Source organism: Modestobacter sp. VKM Ac-2978 (genome assembly GCF_026968025.1).
Classification (GTDB): domain Bacteria; phylum Actinomycetota; class Actinomycetes; order Mycobacteriales; family Geodermatophilaceae; genus Modestobacter.
Window position 1 is genome coordinate 93,742 of the sequence record NZ_JAPVBP010000008.1, and the last position, 22,210, is coordinate 115,951.

18 protein-coding genes are annotated in these 22,210 nt (G+C 76.2%); 12 read left to right on the top strand and 6 right to left on the bottom strand.

Going from position 1 to position 22,210, the window contains the following annotated elements; translation table 11 throughout:
* Position 1 precedes the first annotated feature (1 nt).
* Positions 2-373 (top strand): hypothetical protein, encoded by a 372-nt coding sequence (locus O2W53_RS18750; protein ID WP_269164590.1) that lies wholly within the window; start codon positions 2-4, stop codon positions 371-373.
* Here O2W53_RS18750 and O2W53_RS18755 read toward each other — a convergent pair.
* From O2W53_RS18755 to O2W53_RS18770, 4 genes are read right to left on the bottom strand one after another with little or no spacing between them, the layout of a single operon-like run.
* Positions 363-1,235: an oxygenase MpaB family protein gene (locus tag O2W53_RS18755; RefSeq protein ID WP_269164591.1), complete on the bottom strand. Its 873-nt coding sequence runs from the start codon at positions 1,233-1,235 to the stop codon at positions 363-365. The two genes, O2W53_RS18750 and O2W53_RS18755, sit on opposite strands and share 11 nt — an antisense overlap.
* Positions 1,232-2,167, bottom strand: a complete 936-nt coding sequence (locus O2W53_RS18760) for an alpha/beta fold hydrolase (RefSeq protein ID WP_269164592.1) — start codon at positions 2,165-2,167, stop codon at positions 1,232-1,234. Before O2W53_RS18760 ends, O2W53_RS18755 begins: the two co-directional genes overlap by 4 nt.
* Before the next feature lie 45 nt (positions 2,168-2,212).
* Entirely contained in the window at positions 2,213-3,430 is a 1,218-nt protein-coding gene (locus tag O2W53_RS18765) for an outer membrane protein assembly factor BamB family protein (protein WP_269164593.1), read from the bottom strand.
* Positions 3,430-5,235 (bottom strand): DEAD/DEAH box helicase, encoded by a 1,806-nt coding sequence (locus tag O2W53_RS18770; RefSeq protein WP_269164594.1) that lies wholly within the window; start codon positions 5,233-5,235, stop codon positions 3,430-3,432. The genes O2W53_RS18765 and O2W53_RS18770 overlap by 1 nt, the downstream gene beginning before the upstream one ends.
* Before the next feature lie 265 nt (positions 5,236-5,500).
* Here O2W53_RS18770 and O2W53_RS18775 point away from each other — a divergent pair, with 265 nt between their 5' ends.
* On the top strand, positions 5,501-6,175 hold the full coding sequence (locus tag O2W53_RS18775) for a ferritin-like fold-containing protein (protein WP_269164595.1): 675 nt from the start codon (positions 5,501-5,503) through the stop codon (positions 6,173-6,175).
* 69 nt (positions 6,176-6,244) lie between these two features.
* On the opposite strand, the gene O2W53_RS18780 is transcribed toward O2W53_RS18775, so the two are convergent.
* Positions 6,245-6,475 (bottom strand): DUF3107 domain-containing protein, encoded by a 231-nt coding sequence (locus O2W53_RS18780; RefSeq protein ID WP_036340369.1) that lies wholly within the window; start codon positions 6,473-6,475, stop codon positions 6,245-6,247.
* Between the two features lie 101 nt (positions 6,476-6,576).
* Positions 6,577-7,227, bottom strand: coding sequence for a TetR/AcrR family transcriptional regulator (locus O2W53_RS18785; protein WP_052091612.1), 651 nt, complete (start codon positions 7,225-7,227; stop codon positions 6,577-6,579).
* Between the two features lie 94 nt (positions 7,228-7,321).
* On the opposite strand from O2W53_RS18785, the gene O2W53_RS18790 reads away from it, so the two are divergent.
* From O2W53_RS18790 to O2W53_RS18835, 10 genes are all read left to right on the top strand, one after another.
* Positions 7,322-8,362, top strand: coding sequence for an alpha/beta fold hydrolase (locus tag O2W53_RS18790; protein ID WP_269164596.1), 1,041 nt, complete (start codon positions 7,322-7,324; stop codon positions 8,360-8,362).
* A gap of 75 nt (positions 8,363-8,437) precedes the next feature.
* Positions 8,438-9,361: a DUF3152 domain-containing protein gene (locus tag O2W53_RS18795; protein ID WP_269164597.1), complete on the top strand. Its 924-nt coding sequence runs from the start codon at positions 8,438-8,440 to the stop codon at positions 9,359-9,361.
* A gap of 168 nt (positions 9,362-9,529) precedes the next feature.
* The gene (locus O2W53_RS18800; protein ID WP_269164598.1) at positions 9,530-10,477 is read left to right on the top strand and encodes an ABC transporter ATP-binding protein; all 948 of its coding nucleotides are present in this window, start codon (positions 9,530-9,532) and stop codon (positions 10,475-10,477) included.
* Entirely contained in the window at positions 10,474-12,117 is a 1,644-nt protein-coding gene (locus tag O2W53_RS18805) for a hypothetical protein (RefSeq protein ID WP_269164599.1), read from the top strand. Before O2W53_RS18800 ends, O2W53_RS18805 begins: the two co-directional genes overlap by 4 nt.
* Positions 12,118-12,226: 109 nt before the next feature.
* A complete protein-coding gene (gene moeZ, locus O2W53_RS18810; protein ID WP_164702321.1) occupies positions 12,227-13,387 on the top strand; it encodes an adenylyltransferase/sulfurtransferase MoeZ in 1,161 nt (386 codons plus the stop codon).
* 94 nt (positions 13,388-13,481) lie between these two features.
* Positions 13,482-14,069: a TIGR03086 family metal-binding protein gene (locus O2W53_RS18815; RefSeq protein ID WP_269164600.1), complete on the top strand. Its 588-nt coding sequence runs from the start codon at positions 13,482-13,484 to the stop codon at positions 14,067-14,069.
* Positions 14,070-14,168: 99 nt separating this feature from the next.
* A complete protein-coding gene (locus O2W53_RS18820) occupies positions 14,169-15,149 on the top strand; it encodes a hypothetical protein (RefSeq protein ID WP_269164601.1) in 981 nt (326 codons plus the stop codon).
* Between the two features lie 10 nt (positions 15,150-15,159).
* On the top strand, positions 15,160-15,477 hold the full coding sequence (locus O2W53_RS18825; protein WP_269164602.1) for an MGMT family protein: 318 nt from the start codon (positions 15,160-15,162) through the stop codon (positions 15,475-15,477).
* A 76-nt stretch (positions 15,478-15,553) separates the two neighbouring features.
* The gene (locus tag O2W53_RS18830; RefSeq protein ID WP_269164603.1) at positions 15,554-18,784 is read left to right on the top strand and encodes an ATP-dependent helicase; all 3,231 of its coding nucleotides are present in this window, start codon (positions 15,554-15,556) and stop codon (positions 18,782-18,784) included.
* Positions 18,781-22,194 carry an ATP-dependent helicase gene (locus O2W53_RS18835; protein WP_269164604.1) on the top strand — a complete coding sequence of 1,138 codons (3,414 nt, stop codon included), beginning with the start codon at positions 18,781-18,783 and terminating at the stop codon, positions 22,192-22,194. Before O2W53_RS18830 ends, O2W53_RS18835 begins: the two co-directional genes overlap by 4 nt.
* The last annotated feature ends 16 nt before the right edge of the window (positions 22,195-22,210 follow it).

Sequence of the window (22,210 nt, forward strand, 5' to 3'; positions counted from 1 at the left end):
GGTGACCAGACTCGGTGACCTGCGGGAGGACGAGACGAGGAGGTCGGCGGTGCTGCGCTGGTCCGCGCTCGGCCTGGCGGCGCTCATCGCCGCGTGGCTGGCCGCCGAGGTCTGGCGGGACGCGGGTGCGTTCGCGTTCCTGCTGCTCGGGCTGCCGGTCGTCGTCTGCCTGGTCGCGGTGCTGACGTCGCGCAGCCGGTACGCCCGGTGGGTCACCTGGGCTGCCGCGGCGGTCGTGCTCGGCTGGTCGCTGGTGCTGGGCCTGGGGATCGGCCTGTTCTTCCTGCCGGTGGCGTTCGTGCTGGCGGCCGCCGCTGCCCGGGACGACCCGGCTCGGCAGGACCCGGCGGGGAGCCGCCCGCTCAGGCGCTGAGCGGCTCCACCGCGGCCACCCGCTCCCGGGCCGCCCGCACGATCGGCGACTCGCGCACCCGGGCCGGCACGGCCAGCGCGGTCTGCCGGAACGCCCGGAGGCCGGCCGTCGCCGCGGCGTCGGTGAGCCCGAACCCGGGCAGGCCGTAGAGCCGGCGTGCCCAGCCGGGCAGCGTCGCCGCGCCGAGCGAGGCCAGCGTGCTCCACGCCGGCCGGGCCGGGGTCAGCACCTGCACCCAGCCGGGCATCGGTGGCAGGAGGATGAAGCGGGAGGCGGTGCGCGCCGCGGGTGTGACGGCCAGCTGGGCGCGGATCCGGTCGAAGTAGGCGTCCAGCTCGGCGACCGTGCGCGGCACGTCGGCCTCCTCGCAGCCCACCAGCACCGCGGCGACCACCTGCTCCTCGACGTACCGGTCGGCGTCGGCGTCGGTCAGCGGCACCCCGGCCCGGCGGGCGGTGGACAGCAGTGACTCGACCTCGCAGTTGTGCACCCACAGCAGCAGGTCGGCGTCGTCGACGTTGAAGTGCCGTCCGGTGGTCTCCTCGACCCCGGACTTCCCCCGGTGCAGCCCGCGCACCCGGCGCACCTGCCGGAGGGCGTCCCGTCGGGTGCCGAAGGACAGCGTCGCCACGTACTCCGCCGTCCGGGTCAGGCGCGCCCAGGGGTCGGTGGCGAAGGCCGTGGAGAACTGGTGGACGCCGCCCATCGCCACCGGGTGCAGGGCCTGCAGCAGCAGCGCCCGGATGCCGCCCACGGAGAACGCCGGGTCGCTGTGCACCCGCCAGGTGACGCTGTCCGGCCCGAAGAAGCCGAGCAGGTCCTCCCGCTCGGTGAAGTCGTTGATCGACGGGGTCGGCCTCATCGCACGGCCCCGGCGGTGTCGTCGTCGGCGGCGGCCGACGAGCCGTCCGGGTCGCTCCAGAAGGTGACCAGCACCTGCAGGGTGCGGGAGGGGTTCTCGATGGCGGGGGAGTGCACCGCCTGCGGGATCACCTCGTGCCGGGCGCGCAGCCGGGCCGCCATCTCCGCCTGCACCGCGGGGCTCCACGCGTCGTCGCCGACGCCGTGGGTGACCAGCACCGGCACGCCGGTCGCGGCCAGCTCGGCCACCCGGTCGGGCTCGGCGAGCATCGCATCGGCCATGCCCAGCAGCCCGGCGGCGGTGTTGGCCAGGAAGCGGCGGGTGAGGAACTCCCGGGTCGGCGCGGGCACCGCCTGCGCCCGCGGATCGGTCATCGCCAACTGGTCCAGGGTGTCGCTGACCAGCTGGACGCCGCCGGCCTCCAGCAGCGGGGACAGGTGGTCCAGCATCTCGGCCCGGGGGCCGGTCAGCGCGGCAGGGCCGCTGCCCAGCAGGGTGAGCGTGGCGAACAGCGCCGGCTCGGCGAGCACCGCCGCCCGGGCGACGATGCCGCCGAAGCTGTGCCCGAGCAGGTGCACCGGGCTGCCCGTCTCGGTGTGCAGCTGCCGGGCGACCGCGACCACGTCGGCCGCGAGGTCGGCCACCGAGTACTGCGCCGGGTCGTCCGGGCCGGGCGACTCGTACTGCCCCCGCTGGTCCATCGCCACGGCCCGCACGCCGGCCTCGCCCAACGGGGACAGCAACGGCGCGAAGTCCTCCTTGCTGCCGGTGTAGCCGGCCACCAGCAGCACCGTCGGCCCGTCGCAGGCGCCGGTGTCCAGGGCGGCCAGCGGGCCGGAACGACCGGGGAAGGTCACCCGGGCTGCCTCGTGCACCGCCAGCTGGCGGAGGTCGTCGGGGGCGGTGTGTTCGGAGCCTCCAGGCAGGACCATGCCCCGAGTGTGCCTCGCCGTGCGGCCCCGCGCCGCAGTGCGTGACTACGTGTGTGCGAGCACCGCGGTGTCGGTGGCGTAGACGACGACCGGGCCGACCAGCGACGTGCGCCCCCCGGCCGGGACCTCGTCGGCGGTGGACCAGCGCTGCAGCTCCGTCCCGTCGGCGAGGCTGCGCTGCACGAACGCCCCCGCCTCGGGCACGGTGACGGCCTCCTCACCGGTGGCGGGCAGCCCCAGGGCGGGCACCTGCCACCGTGGCAGCCCGGTCGTCTGGTCCAGGGCCAGCACCTGGCCACGTGCCCAGAGCAGGGCCACGTCGGCGACGCCGACCTGCTGCAGCGGCTCGGTGCCGGCGTCCTGGCCGGCCGGCAGGGCCGGCAGCTCCACCTCGGTCAGCAGCGCGCCGTCGGCGGGGGAGAGCACGTGCACCCGGTCGCCGACGACGACGTCGACCAGCCGGTCGACCCCGGCCAGTCGGGCGCTGTCGCTGCCGACCTCGAGGTCGCGGGTCCAGACGACGTCGCCGGCGAACCCGTCGAGCAGACGGACCTGCACCGCAGCCAGGCCGCTGCACCGCTGCAGCACGACCACGCCGGAGCTGCCGACGTCGGACCCGACGATCCGGCAGCCCTCCGGCGGCGCGTACCGCCAGCGGGTGTTGTCGCCGACCGGGTCGATCGTGACGATCCCCGTGGGGCTGCTGGCGAGCAGGATCTGATTCGTGGCGGCCAGGTCGACGTCGGTGCGGAACCGGACGTTGCGGTACCACTCCCGGGCGCCGGTCGAGGCGTCCAGACCGGTCAGCTCGTTGCAGCGCCCGGTGGTGCGGAAGGCCACCACCACGATGCCGTCGACCGCGGTCGCGTCGCAGAGGGTGGCGTTGGCCCGCCGGTAGTGCCACGCCTCCTCACCGGTCGCGGCGTCCAGCACGGCCACCCCGCGCTCGTCGGTGACCAGCACCCGGCCGCTCTGCACCGCCTGCCGCGGTGCCGGGCCGGTGGGCGCCGCCCACGCCTGGGCGAGCTCGACAGCCGGTGCCTCATCGGGGACGGCGGCCGGCTCCGCCGTCGTGCGGGAGGTCGCCGAGACGTCGGAGGTGCGCCACAGCAGGACGGCGACGGCGGCCACCACGAGGGTGACCGCCGCCCAGACCCACACCCGCAGGGGCGGGCGTCGCTGCTTGAGGATCTGCTGGAACGGCCTGCCTTCAGGGGCCCGACCCGAGCGGAGCGAGGGTCGGGGGGAAGGCAGGTCCTTCATCAGGCTGCGGACTCGGAGCCGCCGCTGCCGCCGCGGCCACCGCGCCGACGACGTCGCCGCGGCCGGCCGCCGCCCTCGCCGCCGTCCGTGGACCCGGTCACGGCGGGGGCGTCCCCGTCGGTCGCCGAACCGTCCATCGCCGCCGCGGCACCCGCGGCGGCGGCGCCATTGCCCCGGGTGCGCTGCCGCGGGCGGCTCTTGGGCGGCCCGACCGTGGGCTTGTCGTCCTCGGCGGTGGGGCTGGTGCGGCCGGGGCCGGCGGAGGTGCCGCCGGTGCGCTGGCGCTTGCCGGTCTCGCCGAGGTCCTCGAGGGTCTCCGCGCCCAGGCCCTCGCGGGTCCGCTGCGCGCGGGGGAGCCGCCCGGTCGCCGTCGTCGGGACGTCGAGGTCGGTGTACACCCACGGCGAGGTGGAGTAGGTCTCCGGCGGCTCGGCGAAGTCGAGGTCCAGCGCCTTGTTGATCAGCTGCCAGCGGGGGATGTCGTCCCAGTCGACCAGGGTGACGGCGACGCCGGTGCTGCCGGCCCGGCCGGTGCGGCCGATCCGGTGCACGTAGGTCTTCTCGTCCTCGGGGCACTGGTAGTTGACGACGTGGCTGACGCCGGTGACGTCGATTCCGCGGGCGGCGACGTCGGTGGCGACCAGCACGTCGACCTTGCCGGCCCGGAAGGCGCGCAGCGCCTGCTCGCGGGCGCCTTGGCCGAGGTCACCGTGCACGGCGGCCGCAGCGAACCCGCGGTCGACGAGTTCGTCGGCGACCTTCTGCGCGGTGCGCTTGGTGCGGCAGAAGACCATCACCAGGCCGCGGTCGCGGGACTGCAGCACCCGGGACAGCAGTTCGGGCTTGTCCAGGTTGTGCGCCCGGTAGATGAACTGCGTGGTCTGCGGGACCGTCGAGCCCTCGTCGTTGCCGTGCGCCCGGATGTGCGTGGGCTGGCTCATGAACGACCGGGAGAGCGTGACGATCGGGCCGGGCATGGTCGCGGAGAACAGCATCGTCTGCCGCTTGTCCGGGACCATCGCCAGGATGCGCTCGATGTCGGGCAGGAAGCCCAGGTCGAGCATCTCGTCGGCCTCGTCCAGCACCAGGCCGCGGACCTTGCCCAGGATCAGGTGGCCCTGCTGGGCGAGGTCGAGCAGCCGGCCGGGGGTGCCGACGACGACCTCGACGCCGGCCTGCAGCGCGGCCACCTGCGGCTCGAAGGCACGCCCGCCGTAGATGGCCTGCACCCGGATGCCGCGCTTGGCGCCGGCCGCGGCCAGGTCCCGGGAGACCTGCACGCACAGCTCACGGGTCGGGACGACGACCAGCGCCTGCGGGACGCCGTCACCGCCCTCGGCCGAGGGGACGACGCGCTGCAGCAGCGGGACGCCGAAGCCCAGCGTCTTGCCGGTGCCGGTACGGGCCTGCCCGATGAGGTCGTTGCCGGCCAGGGCGAGCGGGAGCGTCAGCTCCTGGATGGCGAACGTGCGGTGGATCCCGACCTCGGCCAGCGCGGCCACGATGTCGGGGTGCACGTCGAAGTCGCTGAACAGCGGGCTGTCGGGGGCGACGGGCGCGCCACCCAGCTCCTCGACCTGCTGCTCGAGCTCCTCGGGGGCGGGCGCGCCGGTCTCGGCGTGCTCCAGCTCCGGAGCGGCGGGGGTGCTGCTGGCGGTGGGGGTGTTCTCGGTGGAGGTCAGTTCTCTCGCCTCGGTCTGGTGGGGGACCGCGGTGCGTCGTCGGTGCCTGAGCTCGGTCTCGAGCTCCGGCGTTGCCCGACTCGCTCGCCGGTCCCGGGGTCGGTTCCGGGATGTTCGATCCAAGCGCCGACGCGGCCAGCAGACCGGGCGTCGAGTGCAGACTGCCCGGGAGACGGCCCTCGGGGGGCCGGCCTCGAGGAGGTGATCCGGCGGTCATCAGCGCACACGGAGGTTGCGCAGGAACAACGAGCCTGGCGGCTCGCCGATTCCATCCTAGCGTGACCTGCCCGTTAACCTCGCTGCGCTGCCGTGCGACACGGGCGCCGAGGGCGTCGAGCGGCCGCCGGCGGCGCGCTCGGAGCGCCGATGGGCACGAGGAGGGGGAACCGTGATCAGCGTCGAGGAGGGCTCCGGCCGACCGGCCGGTCAGCCGGCGGTGATCGACCTGCTGGGCGTGCTGGCCTACGCCGAGCTGACCGCGTTCGACCGGCTCGCCGAGGACGCCCGGCTGGCGCCGACCCTCGAGGGCCGGGCCGCCCTCGCCCGGATGGCGGCGGCCCAGATCGGGCACCACGAACGGCTCACCCAGCGGCTGCGCGAGCTCGGCGTGGACGTGGCCCAGGCGATGACCCCGTTCGTCGCCGCGCTGGACGCCTTCCACGACGGCACCCGGGCCAGCACCTGGCTGGAGGGGCTGGTGAAGGCCTACGTCGGTGACGGGTTGGCCACCGACTTCTACCGCGAGGTCGCGGCCTTCCTGCCGCAGCCGGACCGCGCGCTGGTCGAGGAGGTGCTCGACGACACCGGGCACGCCGACTTCGCGCTCCGGGAGGTCCGGGCCGCCATCGCGGCCGACCCCACGCTCGGTGGCCGGCTCGCGCTGTGGGCGCGACGGTTGGTCGGTGAGGCGCTGACCCAGTCCCAGGCGGTCATCGCCGAGCACGACCAGCTGGCCGACCTGCTCATCGCCGGCACCGGGGACCTGACCGGGGTCGCCCGGCTGCTCCAGCGGCTCACCGCCGCGCACTCGGTCCGGATGCAGGCCCTCGGCCTCAACCCCTGAGGGGCCCGGGACGTGCGACAGGGCGCCGCCGCGGGTGCGGCGACGCCCTGTCGGCGTCCGTGCGGTCGATCAGCTGCTGATGAAGCCCACCCGGCGCTGGTCGGCCTCGGCGATCTCGACGTAGGCGATCCGGTCGGTCGGGACGACGATGCGCCGACCGCGTTCGTCCACCAGCGTGAGCAGGCCGTCCTTGGACCCGGTCATGGCCTTGGACACCTCGGCCGCGATCTCGTCCGGGCTCTTGGGGCTGTCGATGACCAGCTCACGGGGGGAGTGTTGGACACCGATCTTTACTTCCACGCGGGGATGCCTCCTCAGGTCCGGCTACTGGCCACCCACGCTAGTCCAGCCCGGCGGGAGGCGGCCGGTCCAGCGGGTCCGCCGTCAGCGAACGTCGGCGGTCAGTCGGTGTCCTCACGCAGCGGGAAGCCCGACATGCCGCGCCAGCCCAGGGACGACGCGAGGGCCACGGCCTCGTCCCGGGACAAGGTGCCCTTGCGGGCCAGCCACCACCGCGCGCTCGTCTCGGCCAGCCCGGTCATCCCCGCGGACAACAGCAGCGCCCGCTCGGGGTCCGCGCCGGTCTCCATCGCGATGACCTCGGCGATGGCCTCGATGCACTGCCGGGCGCCGCGGTCGGCGATCCGCCGGACGTCGGGGTCGTTGCGCAGGTCGGACTCGAACACCAGCCGGAACGCCTCGCCGTCGGCGTCCACGAAGTCGAAGTAGGCACCGACGGCGCCGTTCACCCGCTCGCGGTTGTCCTCCGTGCCCGCCATGGCCTCGCGGACCCGGTCGGTGAGCTCGTCGACCTGCTGCTCCAGCAGCGCCAGGTAGAGCTCCCGCTTGCCCGGGAAGTGCTGGTAGAGCACCGGCTTGCTGACCCCGGCCCGATCGGCGATGTCGTCCATCGCCGCGGCGTGGAAGCCCTGGGCGACGAAGACGTCCTGCGCGGCCCGCAGCAGCTGCAGCCGCCGGGCACCCCGCGGCAGGCGGGCGGTGCGACGGGCGGCCGGCGGCGCGGGCACGGGTACGGGTCGGCTGGGTCGCATGGCCCGACGATGTTACCGGCGCGCCGGGCGGAGGACGTCCCACCCCGGCCGGTCGCGGCAGGGGAGGTCGGCGCGGTGTTCTACCGTCGGGTAGGTGACCGACGCCCGGCTGTCCTCGGTGCCGCTGCCGCGGCCCGGTGCCCTCCTCCCACCCTGGCCCGGTGCGATGGTGCCGGTCACCGGCGGCGAGGTCTTCGTCCGGCACACGCCCTGGTGCGGCCCGCTGCCCGGCAGCGACCCGGTCGAGGGGGAGGTGCCGCACGAGCGGGCGCTCTACGTGCACGGCCTGGGTGGCGCCTCGACCAACTGGACCGACCTGGCGGCGTTGCTGGCCGTCCGGTTCGACGGCTGGGCGCTGGACCTGCCCGGGTTCGGCCAGTCGGCGCCGCCGCCCCGCTACTCCATCCACCGGCACGTCCAGGCCGTCGTCGACGTCCTGGAGTGGATCATCGCCCGGCCCGGCCCGGGGCAGGGTCGTCCCGTGCACCTGGTGGGCAACTCGCTCGGGGGCCTGGTCAGCGTGTGGGTCGCCGCCCGCCGGCCGGACCTGGTCGCCACCCTCACCCTGATCTCGGCGGCCATGCCGGTCTACCGGGTGCCGGCGGCGTTCGACCGGGCGATCGCGCTGGTGCTGCTGCCCGGCGTCCCCGCGCTCGCCGAACGGCGGCTGGCCGGGGCGAGCCCCGAGCAGCGCGTCCGCGGGCTGCTGCAGATGTGCTTCGGCGACCCGAGCCGGGTGCCGCCGGAGCGGGTCGCGGAGGCGGTGGAGGAGACCCGGCGGCGGGACGAGCAGCCCTGGGCGGGTCAGGCGCTCACCCGCAGCCTGCGCGGTCTGATGAGCTCCTACCTGCGGGTGGGACGGGCGAACGCCTGGCGGATGGCCCGGTCGGTGCGGGCGCCGTCCCTGGTGGTGTGGGGTGACCGGGACAGGCTGGTCGACCCCGAGCTCGCACCGCGGCTGGCCGAGGTGCTCCCCGACGCCCGGTTGCAGGTGCAGGCGGGCATCGGGCACCTGGCGATGCTCGAGGCACCGGAGCCCACGGCCCGCGCGGTGCTCGGTCTGGCCGAGGACGCCGCCGGTGACCTCGCGACCGACCCCGTCGGCGGGGACGACCTCCCGGCCGGACAGGTGTGACCGGCGGTCCGGGAACGGCGCCGCGCCCGGCCGACGTCCTCCCGGAGGTCGGGGCGTCGTGAGAGCCTGGCCGCCGTGACGAGCTCGGGACCCCGCCCGTCCGGACGGCGCCCGGGAGGCGAGCCGCTGGTCGCCCGCCGGAACCCGGCCCCGTCCGCACGTCCCGCCGTGCTGCCGCGCGGCCGGTTCCGCAGGTTCGTCCGCCGGTACGGCTGGCGGGCCTACGCCGTGCCGCTGCTGGCCATCGCGACCGTGATCGCCCTGATCGACGTCGTCCGGCCGGGTGGTGGCGAGAGCCCCACCCCAACGCCGACGGCCGAGGCCGCCGTCGACGCGTCCGCGCCGGCCACGCCGATCGCCCCGCAGGTCACCGAGGCCGAGGGCGAGGGGGTGCCGGCCGAGGTGTCCGGCACCCCGACGGCGCCCCCGGCGGAGACCGTGCCCGCGGCGCCGACCTACGTCGAGCAGGGCACCGGGAGCGTGAGCGTGGTCGACGGCACGTCCGCGGTGTACGGCACCGGGCCGCTGGAGCGCTTCGTCGTGGAGGTCGAGGACGGGATCGGCGTCGACGGCGCCGCGTTCGCCACCGCGGTCGAGGACATCCTCGGCGACCCCCGGTCCTGGGGCGCCGGCGGCCGGCTGTCCTTCCAGCGGGTGGGTGCTGCCGAGGCCGCGGCCGGCGCGTACGAGTTCCGGGTCAGCCTGGTCAGCCCGGGCAGCATGGAGATCTACTGCCCGGGCGTCGGCACCGGCGGCTACACGTCCTGCCGCTACGGCGAGCGGGCGGTGATCAACCTGGCCCGCTGGGAGACCGCCGTCCCCGACTACGGCGGGGACGTCCCCACCTATCGGCAGTACGTGGTCAACCACGAGGTCGGGCACGCCCTCGGCAACGGCCACGAGCAGTGCCCCGGCGCCGGGCAACTGGCCCCGGTGATGCAGCAGCAGACCCTCGGCCTGCAGAGCTGCGTGAAGAACGCCTGGCCGTTCCCCTCGTGACCCTGCCGCCAGGGGCCGTCCGTCGGCAGCGCCGAGACGTGCGCAGCCGGGCGGATCACCCCGCGCCCAAGGCCGTTCCGGAGAGGCTCCCGCGGGTCTAGGGTCACTGCCGGTGCGCCGGGAAGCCTGGTCGGCAGTCGTGTTCCCGACTGCGATCGGAGGGCCCCGATGCCCACCTCTCCCACTGCCGTGCCCGCGCTGCGCGCCGAGCACCTGAGCAAGCGCTTCTCCCGGACCGTCGCCGTCGACGACCTGTCGCTGTCGGTGCCACCCGGGGAGGTCTTCGGCTTCCTGGGCCCGAACGGGGCCGGCAAGTCCACGACGATCCGGATGGCGCTGGGGCTGCTGCGCCCGTCCGGTGGCCACGTCGAGGTGTTCGGCGTCCCGGCACACGACGTCGGCCGAGCCCACCGGCACCTGGCCTACGTCCCCGCGGACGTCGCGCTCTGGCCGGCGCTGACCGGGCGGGAGTGCCTGGACCTGCTCGCCGGCGTCGGTCCGGGCACCGACCTGGACTACCGGGCCGAGCTCGTCGAGCGGTTCGCGCTCGACCCGGACCGGCGGGCGCGCACCTACTCCACCGGCAACCGGCAGAAGGTCGCGCTGATCGCCGCCTTCGCCACCCGCGCCCCGCTGCTGGTCCTGGACGAGCCGACCAGCGGGCTGGACCCGCTGATGGAGCGGGAGTTCCGCCGCTGCGTGACCGAGGCGGCCGGGCGCGGCCAGACGGTGTTCCTCAGCTCGCACCAGCTCGCCGAGGTCGAGGCGGTCTGCGCGCGGGTGGGCATCCTGCGCCAGGGCCGGCTGGTGGAGGTCGCCGGGTTGCCGGAGCTGCGGCGGCTGCGCCGCTCGGAGATCAGCGTCACCCTGGCGCGTCCGGCTGCCGCGGGAGCCGGCCTGGCCGGGGTCGACGGCGTCGCCGACCTGCGGTGGAGCTCACCGCTCGAGCTGACGATGACGCTGGCCGGCCCGCCCGCCCCGGTGCTGCGTGCGCTGGCCGACCTGGACGTCGTCGCCCTCGACGTGCGGGAGCCCTCCCTGGAGGAGCTCTTCCTCGACTTCTACGGGGACACCGCCGGCGACCGCCGGTCCGCCGGCGAGGAGGTGCGGGCATGACCACCGGCACCGCGCCCGCCCCGACGGCGTCCGCGGCCGGGTGGACGCCGGAGCCCGGTCCGGCCGGCCGGGCGGTGACCGCACTGGCCGTGCGGGCGGTCCGTCGCGGCGCCGTCCTGGTCACCGCGGTCGCCGCCGGGATGCCCGCGCTGGTCGCGGTGCAGCACCGGCAGCTGGACCAGGAGCTGGCCGGGGCGTCGCTGGCGGCGCTGGCGGAGAACCCGGCCATCCGCACCCTGTTCGGCCCGCCGGTCGCCCTCGACGACCCGGGCGGCTTCACGGTGTGGCGCACCGGCACGGCGATCGCGGTGCTCGTCGGCGTGTGGGCGGCGCTCGCGGCGACCCGGGTGACCCGGGGCGAGGAGGAGACCGGCCGCTGGGACCTCCTCCTCGCCGGCCCGTCGCGGCTGCCGGCGGTGCTGCTGCGGCACCTCACCGTGCTGCTGGGCGCGAGCGCGCTCGTCGGCGTCGCGGCGGCCGCCGGCCTGGTGCTGGCCGGCACCGCCACGACCGGCGCCGTGCTGTTCGGCGCGCTCATCGGTGGCACCGGGATGGTGGGCGCGGCGCTGGGCGCGCTCGCCGCCCAGCTGCTGGCCGAGCGCCGGGCCGCGGCCGGTCTGGCGGTGGGGGTGCTGCTGGCCGGTCTGCTGGCGCGGATGGTCGCCGACGGGGTGCCCGCGCTGGGCTGGCTGCACTGGCTGAGCCCGTTCGGGCTGCTGGGCCGCAGCGCGCCGTTCGCCGCCGACCGGGTGCTGCCGCTGCTCGTGCTGGCCGCTGCGGTCGCCGTCCTCGTCGCGGCGGCAGCGACGGTCTCCGCACGGCGGGACGTCGGCAGCGGACCGTGGCGCCGGCCCGGCGCCGTCCAGCCCGGCGCCCGGCCGCTGCGGTCCCTCCCCGGGCTGGCGGCCCGGCACACCGGTCGGCCGGTGCTGGGCTGGGGTGCGGCGGTGGTGGCCTACTTCCTGCTCATCGGGCTGCTGGCCACGACGATGACCGACTTCCTGACCGAGAACCCGCGCTTCGCCGAGCTGGCCGCCCAGGCCGGCTTCGCCGAGCTGGGCAGCGTCCGCGGCTACGTCGCCTCGCTGTTCACCCTGCTGGCCGTGCCGGTCGGCGCGTTCGTCGCCAGCCGGGTCGCCACCACCGCGGCCGACGAGGTCGCCGGCCGGTTGACGCTGCTCTACTCGCTGCCGGTGCGCCGGGTCCGCTGGCTGGCCACCGAGCTGACCGGGGTGGCCGTCGGTGCCGTGGCGCTCACCGGTGCCGCCGGGCTGGCGACCTGGCTGGGCGCCACCTGGGTGGGGGCCGACCTGTCCGCGGGCGCCGCACTGGCGGGGGTGCTCAACGTGCTGCCGGTCGTGGCGGTGTGCCTGGGTGCGGCGGTCGCGGCGCTGGCGTGGGCGCCGGGCGCCGTCCTGCCGCTGGGGGTGCTGCCGGCTGCCGGCGGCTACCTGCTGCTGGTGCTCGCCGACACGCTGAGCTGGCCGGGCTGGGTCCGCGGGCTGTCGCCGTTCGCCCACCTGGCGGCCGTGCCCGCCGAACCGGTGGACGTGCCGGGGCTGGTCGGGCTGCTGGCCGTCGCCGCGGCGCTGACCGCCGGGGGGCTGGCCGGCTACCGGCGCCGCGACCTGCGGGGATGACCCCCGAGGCGGACGCGGGAAGAGGGCGGCGTGCCACGCTGTTGGGCAGTGCAGGACACCGGCCTCTGGAGCCGGTCAGCCCTGTGACCACAGCCGTGAGGAGCGCTCCGTGCAGTTGCCACCCCTGGTGGAGCCCGCCGCCGACCTGTCGATCGACGAGGTCCGCCGTTACAGCCGCCACCTGATCATCCCCGACGTCGGGATGGACGGGCAGAAGCGGCTCAAGAACGCCAAGGTGCTGGCGGTCGGTGCCGGTGGCCTCGGCTCGCCGGTGCTCATGTACCTGGCCGCGGCCGGTGTCGGCACGCTCGGCATCGTCGAGTTCGACACCGTCGACGAGTCGAACCTGCAGCGCCAGATCATCCACGGCCAGTCCGACGTCGGCCGGTCCAAGGCCGAGAGCGCCCGCGACTCGATCAAGGAGATCAACCCGCTGGTCGACGTGCGGCTGCACGAGACCCGGCTGGACTCCTCCAACGTCGAGGAGATCTTCAGCCAGTACGACCTGATCGTCGACGGCACCGACAACTTCGCCACCCGCTACCTGGTGAACGACGCCTGCGTGCTGCTGGACAAGCCGTACGTCTGGGGCTCGATCTACCGGTTCGACGGCCAGGTCTCGGTCTTCTGGAACGAGCACGGGCCCAACTACCGCGACCTCTACCCGGTGCCGCCGCCGCCGGGGATGGTCCCCTCCTGCGCCGAGGGCGGTGTCCTGGGCGTGCTCTGCGCGACCGTCGGCGCCATCCAGGCCACCGAGGCGGTCAAGCTCATCACCGGCATCGGCGAGACGCTGCTCGGCCGGCTGATGGTCTACGACGCCCTGGAGATGACCTTCCGGGAGATCAAGGTCCGCAAGGACCCGGAGGGCGAGCCGATCACCGGCCTCATCGACTACGAGGCGTTCTGCGGCGTCGTGTCCGAGGAGGCCCAGGAGGCCGCCGCGGGTTCGACGATCACCGTCGACGAGCTCAAGGACATGATGGACGCCGGCAAGGACTTCGAGCTGATCGACGTCCGGGAGCCCAACGAGTACGAGATCGTCTCCATCCCGGGCGCGAAGCTGATCCCCAAGGACGAGATCCTGTCCGGCCGGGCGCTGGCGCAGCTGCCGCAGGACAAGCCGATCGTGCTGCACTGCAAGACCGGTGTCCGTTCGGCTGAGGCGCTCGCCGCGGTCAAGAACGCCGGCTTCAAGGACGCCGTGCACGTCCAGGGCGGCGTGACCGCGTGGGCCACGCGCATCGACAAGGCGCTCCCCACCTACTGAGCGGACCCCCTCGCTCGGGGGCCGTTCCAGCACCTCAGCCGGGCCCCGGTACGCCACTGCGCGTGCCGGGGCCCGGCTGCGTTCTACTGAGGGCATGCCCGATCCCCGCCGTGCCGACCTCTTGATGCGGTACCAGCGCGCCCAGGCGCAGTTCACCGACCGGGTGGACGCCGTCGAGCCCGGCGAGTGGGACGCCCCCGCGCTGCCGGAGTGGAGCGTCGTGGACCTGGTGGCCCACCTGACCGGTGAGCAGCTGTGGGCCCCGCTGCTGCTGGCCGGGGAGTCGACGGACGTCGTCGGTCCCCGGGTCCCGACCGACCCGGCCGAGCTGCTGGGCGAGGACCCGCTGTCGGCCTGGGAGTCCGCGGCCGACGCCGCGCTGACCGCCTGGGCCGCCGACGACGCGCTGTCCCGCACCGTGCGGCTGTCCTCCGGTCCGGCCCCGGCGAGCGACTACCTGATCGAGATGACCGTCGACCTCACCGTGCACGCCTGGGACCTCGCCCGGGCGGTCGACGGGGACACCGAACTGGACCCCGAACTCGTGGCCGAGGCGTTCCGCTACGCCGAAGAGCACCTCGGCGAGGACGGGGTGCCCGGGGTGTTCGACGCCCCGGTCGAGGTGCCGCCGGGCGCGGACCTGCAGACGCGCCTGCTGGCTCGGTTCGGCCGCCGGGCCTGACCGCCTTGCCGGACTCGCCGTCGGTGCGGACACCCGGGCCGGACGGGACACCCGCGGCCTAGGCTGCCGTCCCGACACAGCCGAGCCGGAGGTCCCACGATGAGCCAGCCACCCCAGGGCCCGCCCCCGTACGGCTCGGACGGGTCGTCGCCGTCGGGTGGCCGGCCGCCGCAGGGCGCTGGCTGGGGTCAGCAGCCGGGGCAGCCAGGCGGCTGGGGGCAGCCGGCGCCAGGACAGCCCGGCAGCTGGGGCCAGCCCGGGCCGGGGCAGCCGCCCGGCGGGTACGGCCCACCTCCCGGCCCCGGGGGATGGGGTGCGCCCCGCCCGCCCGGCTACGGTGACCAGCCCACCCAGGTTGGCGGGTTCGGCGGCCCCGGGTGGGGCGCCCCGGGCGGGTCGAGTGCCTCCGGTGGTGACGACGACCGCAAGAAGCGGACCACCGTCCTCGTGATCATCGCGGCGCTGCTGCTGCTCGTGGTCGTCGCGGTCGTCCTCACGCTCACCCTGATCGGGGACGACGAGGGCCCCGAGCCGACGGCCGCCGGGACCACCTCGTCGTCGTCGGCCTCCTCGTCCGCGCCGTCGTCCGCGCCGTCCGCGTCGCCGTCCGCGTCGCCGTCCGCCCCTCCGGCGCCGGCGCCGGAGGGCCTGCTGGCGCAACTGCCCAGCGACTTCACCGACTGCCAGGAGCGCGGACTCCGCGGCGACGGGGACCTCGCGGCGGCGGAGTGCGGGCCCGCGCTCACCCAGCCGGGCCCGGCCGGTGCGGTCTACCACCAGTACCCGGACGTGCCCACGCTGGACTCGGTCTTCGCCGCCGACGCCGTCGAGCTCGGGCTCAGCGAGTGGTCCGGGGACGACGACTGCTCGACCACCACCGGCTACGGCGAGTGGACCTACCCCGACGGCGTCACCGGTGGCCTGGTGGCCTGCGCCCTGCTGCCCGACGGCGACGCGGTGATCGTCTGGACCGACGACGAGTACCTGGTCGAGGGAGCGGTCCACGCCCCCGGGACGACGCAGGACGAGGTCGCCGACCTGTACGAGTGGTGGACGGTCAACAGCGACTTCACCGGCTGAGGCCGGCACCGTGCGAGCTCTCGGACCCGAGCCGCGCTCGGCGGAGGACGTCGACGAGGCCGTCTACGACGTGGTCGAGGCGATCCCGCCGGGGCGGGTGAGCACCTACGGCGCGATCGGGCGCCTGGTCGGGGTGGGACCGCGCCGGGTCGCCCGTGCGCTGTCCGCCGGTGGCGCGGCCGTGCCCTGGCACCGGGTGGTGCGCGCCGACGGGACGGCGGCCGAACCGGTCCGGGTGCGGCAGCTGGAGCTGCTGGCCGGGGAGGGCGTGCCGCTGCGCGGTGCCCGGGTCGACCTGGCCGCCGTGGGCTGGCCGGACGACGGCTGAGCCGGACTGCCTGAGCCGGACTGTCGTACCCCCGTGGTCTCATCGGTGTGTGCGGGGGGAGGCGGGCAGTCCAGCGGTGGTCACGGCCGAGTCGTCGCCGGGCGTCTCCGGGCCGGTGTACCGGCTGGTGCAGTCGGAGCCGGAGCCGGTGGTCCGCCCCCAGCTCGACCCGACCCAGCAGGCGGTGGTCGACCACCGGGGCGGTCCGCTGCTGGTCCTGGCCGGCCCCGGCACCGGGAAGACGACCACGATCGTCGAGGCCGTCGCCGCGCGGATCGACGCCGGCGCCGACCCCGAGCGGCTGCTGGTCCTCACCTTCAGCCGCAAGGCCGCCGCCGAGCTGCGCACCCGGATCACCGCCCGGGTCGGGCGCACCATCCGGGAGCCGGTGGCCCGCACCTTCCACTCCTACGCCTTCGGGGTGCTGCGCCGGGCCGCGGTGCTGCGCGGTGAGCCCCCGCCGCGGTTGCTGACCTCCGCCGAGCAGGACGCCGTGCTGGCCGAGCTGCTGCGCGGGGACGCCGACGAGGAGGGCGCCGTCCGCTGGCCCGCCGACCTGGCCGCTGCGCTGGGCACCGACGGCTTCCGCGACGAGCTGCGCGAGCTGCTGCTGCGGGCCACCGAACGCGGGATCGACAGCCGGCGGCTGTCCGCCTGGGGTCGGGAGCGCGGGCTGCCGCACTGGGAGGCGGCCGCGGACTTCCTCCGGCAGTACCAGGACGTCTCCTGGTTCGCCACCGTCGCCCGCGGCGGGGCGTCCGGCTACGACCCGGCCGAGCTGGTCCGCACCGCCATCGACGAGCTGCACGACGACCCGGAGCTGCTGCGCACCGAGCGGGAGCGGGCGGGCTGGCTGTTCGTGGACGAGTACCAGGACACCGACCCGGCGCAGGTCGAGCTGGTCGAGCTGCTCGCCGGGGGCGGGGGTGATCTGGTCGTCGTCGGCGACCCCGACCAGGCGATCTACGCGTTCCGGGGCGCCGAGCCGCGCGGGATCATCGACTTCCCGAGTCGCTTCCGGCACCGCGACGGCCGGCCGGCCGACCGGCTCTCCCTGGGCGTCTGCCGCCGTTCGGGCACCGAGCTGCTCGCCGTCAGCCGGCGGGTCGCCGAGGGGCTGCCCGGGCCGTGGGAGCACCGCCGGCTGCAGGCGGGGGAGCATACCGCCCCCGGCGCTGCCGAGGTGCACGTCTTCGACTCCCCGTCCACCGAGGCCGCCTTCCTCGCCGACACCATGCGCCGTGCGCACCTGCTGGACGGCGTGCCGTGGTCGCAGATGGCGGTGGTGGTCCGGTCGGCCGCCGCCGGCCTCGGTCCGGTCCGCCGGGCGCTGAGCCAGGCCGGGGTGCCGGTCGCCGTCTCCGCCGACGACGTCGCGCTCGCCGGTCAGCCCGCCGTCCAGCCGCTGCTGGCCGCGCTCACCGCACTGCTGCCGGCCGCTGCCGACACGGCCGCGGACGCCGAGCCGCCGACGGAGACCGGGCTGGACGAGCCCGGCGCCGAGGCCCTGCTCGCCTCCCCGCTGGGTGGGGCGACGGTGCTGGACCTGCGGCGGCTGCGCCGGGCCGTCCGCCGCGAGCTGGCCACCCGGGGTGAGGACCCGGCGGTCCGGGGCGCGCCGTTGGCGGCGGTGCTGGCCGATGCCACCCTGCTCGACGCCCTGCCCGAGCACCTGGCCCGGCCGGCGCTTCGGGTGGCCCGGGTGCTGTCGGCCGGCCGGCTCTCCCTGGCGGCCGACGGGAGCGCCGAGGACGTCCTGTGGGCGATGTGGCAGGCCAGCGGGCTGGCCAACCGGTGGGCGCGGGCCAGCGCGGCCGGGGGCCCCTCGGGTGCGGTGGCCGACCGTGACCTGGACGCCGTCGTCTCGCTGTTCGACGCCGCCGCCGGCTTCGTCGACCGCCTCCCGCACGCTCCCGTGGCCGCGTTCGTGCAGCACCTGGGGGCGCAACAGCTGCCCGGTGACAGCGGCGCCGCGCGGGCACCGATGGGGGAGACGGTGCGGCTGCTCACCGCCCATGCGGCCAAGGGCCTGGAGTGGGACCTGGTCTGCGTCGCCGGGGTGCAGGAGGGGATCTGGCCCGACCTGCGCAGCCGGGTCAGCCTGCTCGGCGCCGAGGACCTGGTCGACGCCGCCGGTGGCACCGACCCGGCCACCCTGGACCGGCGCACCCAGGCGATGGCCGAGGAGCGGCGGCTGTTCTACGTGGCCTGCACCCGAGCGCGGCGCCGGCTGCTGGTCACCGCCGTCGACGGTGCGCTGGACGGCGGTGACGCCGGGGCGACCGCCTCGCGCTTCCTGGACCTGGTGGTGCCGGCCCCGGCCGAGGGGGACGGCGCGCGCCCGCACACCCCGCTGCCCCGGCAGCTGACCCTGCCCGCACTCGTCGCCGAGCTGCGCCGGCACCTCACCGACCCGCACACGCCGCCGGCCCGCCGGAGCAGCGCTGCCGCCGTGCTGCGCCGGCTGGCCGAGGAGCGGGTGCCCGGGGCCGACCCGGCCGGCTGGTGGGGGCTGGCCCCGCTGTCGGACGACGCGCCACTGGTCGACCCGGCCGAGGTGGTGCCGGTGCGGCCCTCGGCGATCGACACCTTCCAGCGGTGCCCGCTGCGCTGGGTGCTCGGCGCGGTCGGCGCGGAGGCGGCCCCGGAGGCCACCCGCACGGTCGGGTCCGCGGTGCACGACGTGGCCCAGCAGGTGGCCGAGGGGCTGCCGCCCGCCGACGCCCCCGCCGTGCTGGACACCGAGCTCGACGGCCTGGACCTGGGGCCGGGCTGGTTCGACCAGCGCCAGCGCGACCGGGCCCAGGAGATGCTGACCAAGTTCCTGGCCTGGCACACCCGCGCCGACCGGGAGCTGATCGCCGCGGAGGAGGACTTCGACGTCACCGTCGGCCGGGCCCGGCTGCGCGGGCAGGTCGACCGGCTGGAACGCGACGCCGAGGGCCGGCTGGTCGTCGTGGACCTGAAGACCGGCAAGACCGCGCCCCGGGACGTGGCGGAGCACGGGCAGCTGGCGGCCTACCAGCTCGCCGTCACCGAAGGCGCCTTCGCCGAGCACGGCACCGCCACCGGCGGCGCGGCGCTGCTGCAGGTGGGCGGCGCGCAGAAGGCGGCCAAGGAGCACGTGCAGCCGCCGCTGCCCGTCGACGTCGACCCGCGGCAGAGCTGGGCGGGCGAGCTGATCGCCGAGGTCGGCGCGGGCATGGGAGCGGGGGAGTTCGTGGCACGCACCGACACCGACTGCGAGCGGTGTGCCTTCCGCCGCAGCTGCCCGATGCAGGAGTCCGGCCGGCAGGTGACCCGATGACGCCTTCTGCCGGTTCTTCCCGGCCCCGTCCCGGGTTCCCTCGCGAGCTCGCGAGCGGAGGGGAGGACGGGGTCCTTCAACAGCTCAGCTTCGACCTCCCCGGCATGGTGCCGGTCGTCGCGCCGGAGCCGCCGCGGCTGCTGACCCCGGCCGAGACCGCCGCTCGCAGCGGGGTCGGCCACTCGCCGTCGGCGGAGCAGGCCGGCGTGGTCGCCGCTCCCGTCGACCGGCCGCTGGTGGTGGTCGCCGGCGCCGGGTCGGGGAAGACCGAGACGATGGCCGCCCGGGTCGCCTGGCTGGTCGCCAACCAGCTCGTCGCGCCGGAGGCGGTGCTCGGCCTGACGTTCACCCGCAAGGCGGCCAGCGAGCTCAACGCCCGGGTGCGCAAGCGGCTGGCCGCGCTCGCCCAGCACCCGGACACCGACCCGGCGCTCCGGGAACGGCTCGCCGTGGCGGCACCGACGGTGGCGACCTACCACGGCTACGCGGCCAGCATCGTCGCCGAGCACGGGCTTCGGATCGGCGTCGAGCCCGGGTCCGGTGTGCTCGGGCCGGCCATGTGCTGGGGCCAGGCCGCGACCGCCGTGGCCGCGCACACCGGCGACATGAGCGACGTCGCCCTGGGCCTGGTCACCACCACCGAGGACGTGCTGCAGCTCGCCGCCGAGCTGGGGGAGCACGACATCACCCCCGACGCCCTGCGGGCCTGGACGGCGCGGTTCGAGTCCCAGCTGCGCGGCTACGCGGACGCCGGGCGGAAGAAGGGCCCGTACGCCGAGGTGCTCAAGCTGGTGGCCCGGCAGCGGGCCCGGGTCGCCCTGCTGCCGATGGTCGAGGCGTTCCAGGCGCGCAAGCGGGCGGCCGGGTCGATCGACTACGCCGACCAGGTGTCCCTGGCCGCCCGGGTCGCCGTCAGCTCCGCCGAGGTGGGCCGGCGGGAGCGCGCCCGGTGGCGGGTCGTGCTGCTCGACGAGTACCAGGACACCAGCGTCGGCCAGCTGCGGATGCTCGAGTCGCTCTTCGGCGGCCCGGGCGGGCACCCGGTGCTGGCCGTCGGTGACCCGCGGCAGTCCATCTACGGCTGGCGCGGCGCCTCGGCCGGGACGATCGAGCGGTTCGCCCGCACCTTCCCCGGCACCCCCGAGCGCCCGGCCGAGCGGCTCACCCTGTCCACCAGCTGGCGCAACGACCAGGCGGTGCTGGCCGTGGCCAACACGGTGGCCGCCGCACTGCCCGAGCCCGAGCAGCCGCTGCCGGACCTCCAGCCCTCCCCGGTCGCCGGTCCGGGTGCGGTGCACTGCGGGCTGTACGACACGGTCGCCGAGGAGACCGAGGCGCTCGCCGACCGGCTCGAGCGGTGCTGGAAGGGCTCCGAGGACGCCGCACCGGGGGCTCCCGCGGCGCGGCCGACGATCGCCGTGCTCGCCCGGCGCCGCGCCCAGCTGCCCGGCATCGCCGCCGCGCTGCGGGCCCGGGGCCTGCCGGTCGAGGTGGTCGGGCTGGGCGGACTGCTGGACGTGCCCGAGGTCTCCGACGTGGTGGCCACCCTGCGGGTGCTGGTCGACCCGAGCGCCGGCGACGCGCTGGGCCGGCTGCTCACCGGCGCCCGCTGGCGGATCGGGCCGCGCGACCTGGCGGCGCTGGAGGCGCGGTCCCGGGCGCTGGTGCGGGAGCGCCGCACGCCGTCCCCCGAGCCGGTCGAGGACAGCACCCCGCCGGCGGCCGGCGCCCCGGCGAGCCCGGTCCTGCCGCGGGAGCGCGGGAGCATCGTCGAGGCGCTCGACGACCTCGGCCGCCCCGACGCGTACTCGCCCGCGGGGCACCGGCGGCTCCGGCGGCTGGCCAACGAGCTGTCCGGGCTGCGCTCCCGGCTGGGTGAGTCGCTGCCCGACCTGGTCGACGAGGTGGTCCGCAGCCTCGGCCTGGAGACCGAGCTGGCCAGCCACCCGGACGTGACCCCCGGCGGCGCTCGCACGCACCTCGACGCACTGCACGAGGTCGCCGCCGAGTTCTCCGAGCTCGCCGAGCTGCCCTCGCTGCCGGCCTTCCTCGGCTACCTCGCCGACGCCGAGGTGCGGGAGCGGGGCCTGGAGCCCGGCGAGGTGGCCGTCAACCCGGAGGCGGTCCAGCTGCTCACCGGGCACTCGGCGAAGGGCCTGGAGTGGGACGTCGTCGCGGTGCCCGGGATGACCGTGGGGCAGTTCCCCGCCAAGGGCGACGCCTCGGACTCCTGGATCCGCGATCCCGGCGCGGTCCCGGTCGACCTGCGGGCCACCGACCGCGCCGAGCTGCCGCGGCTGCACCTGCCGGTCCCCGGTTCCGGTGACCAGGCCGTGGTCCGCGACGCCCTGGCCGACTACGTCGAGGAGTGGAAGGACTTCGGGCTGGCCGAGGAGATCCGGCTCGGCTACGTAGCGGTGACCCGGGCCAAGCACCTGCTGCTGTGCTCGGGCAGCTGGTGGCGCGACGGCAAGACCGTCTGCGGGCCGTCGTCCCTGCTGCTGGCGGTCAAGGGCGCCTGCGAGGACGGCGCCGGTGTCGTCGACGCGTGGGCCGAGCCCCCGGCGGACGACGCGGAGAACCCCGCCCTGGCCGAGTGGCCGGTGGGCGTGTGGCCGACCGACCCGTTGTCGACCGGCCGCCGCCGCTCGCTCACCGCCGCTGCCGACCTGGTCGCCGGCACCGAGCCGCACCCGCTGACCACCGAGGCGCTCGGCGCGACCGACGACCCGCTGGTCGCCGAGTGGCTGCGGGACGCCGACCTGCTGCTGCGCGAGCGGGCCGAGCACTCCCGCGGCACCGTCGACGTCCCGCTGCCCGCGCACCTGTCGGTCTCCGCGCTCGTCGCGCTGCGCCGCGACCCCGGTGAGCTGGCCCGCCGGCTGCGCCGGCCGATGCCGGCCGCGCCGGCACCGCTGGCCCGGCGGGGCACCGCCTTCCACGCCTGGCTGGAGGAGCGCTTCGGTGCTGCCCGGCTGATCGACCTGGACGAGCTGCCCGGCAGCGGTGACGCCGGCGCGGCCCCCGATGCCGCGCTCACCGCGCTGCAGGAGGCCTTCCTGGCCGGGGAGTGGGCCGACCGCCAGCCGGTGGACGTCGAGGCGCCGTTCGAGACACCGCTGGGGCCGCTCACCCTGCGCGGTCGGATCGACGCCGTCTACGCCACGCCCGACGGGGGCTTCGAGGTCATCGACTGGAAGACCGGCCCCGTGCCGGGGGCCGCCGAGCTCGCTGCCGCCGGCGTCCAGCTGGCCGCCTACCGGCTCGGCTGGTCCCGGCTGACCGGCGTGCCGGTGGAGCGGGTCAGCGCCGGGTTCCACCACGTCGCCGCCGGGGTCACGCTGCGCCCGGTCGACCTGCTCGACGAGGACGGCCTGCTCACTCTGGTCACCGGGCGCCCGGCCGGCTGAGGGGCCGCGCGGCTCG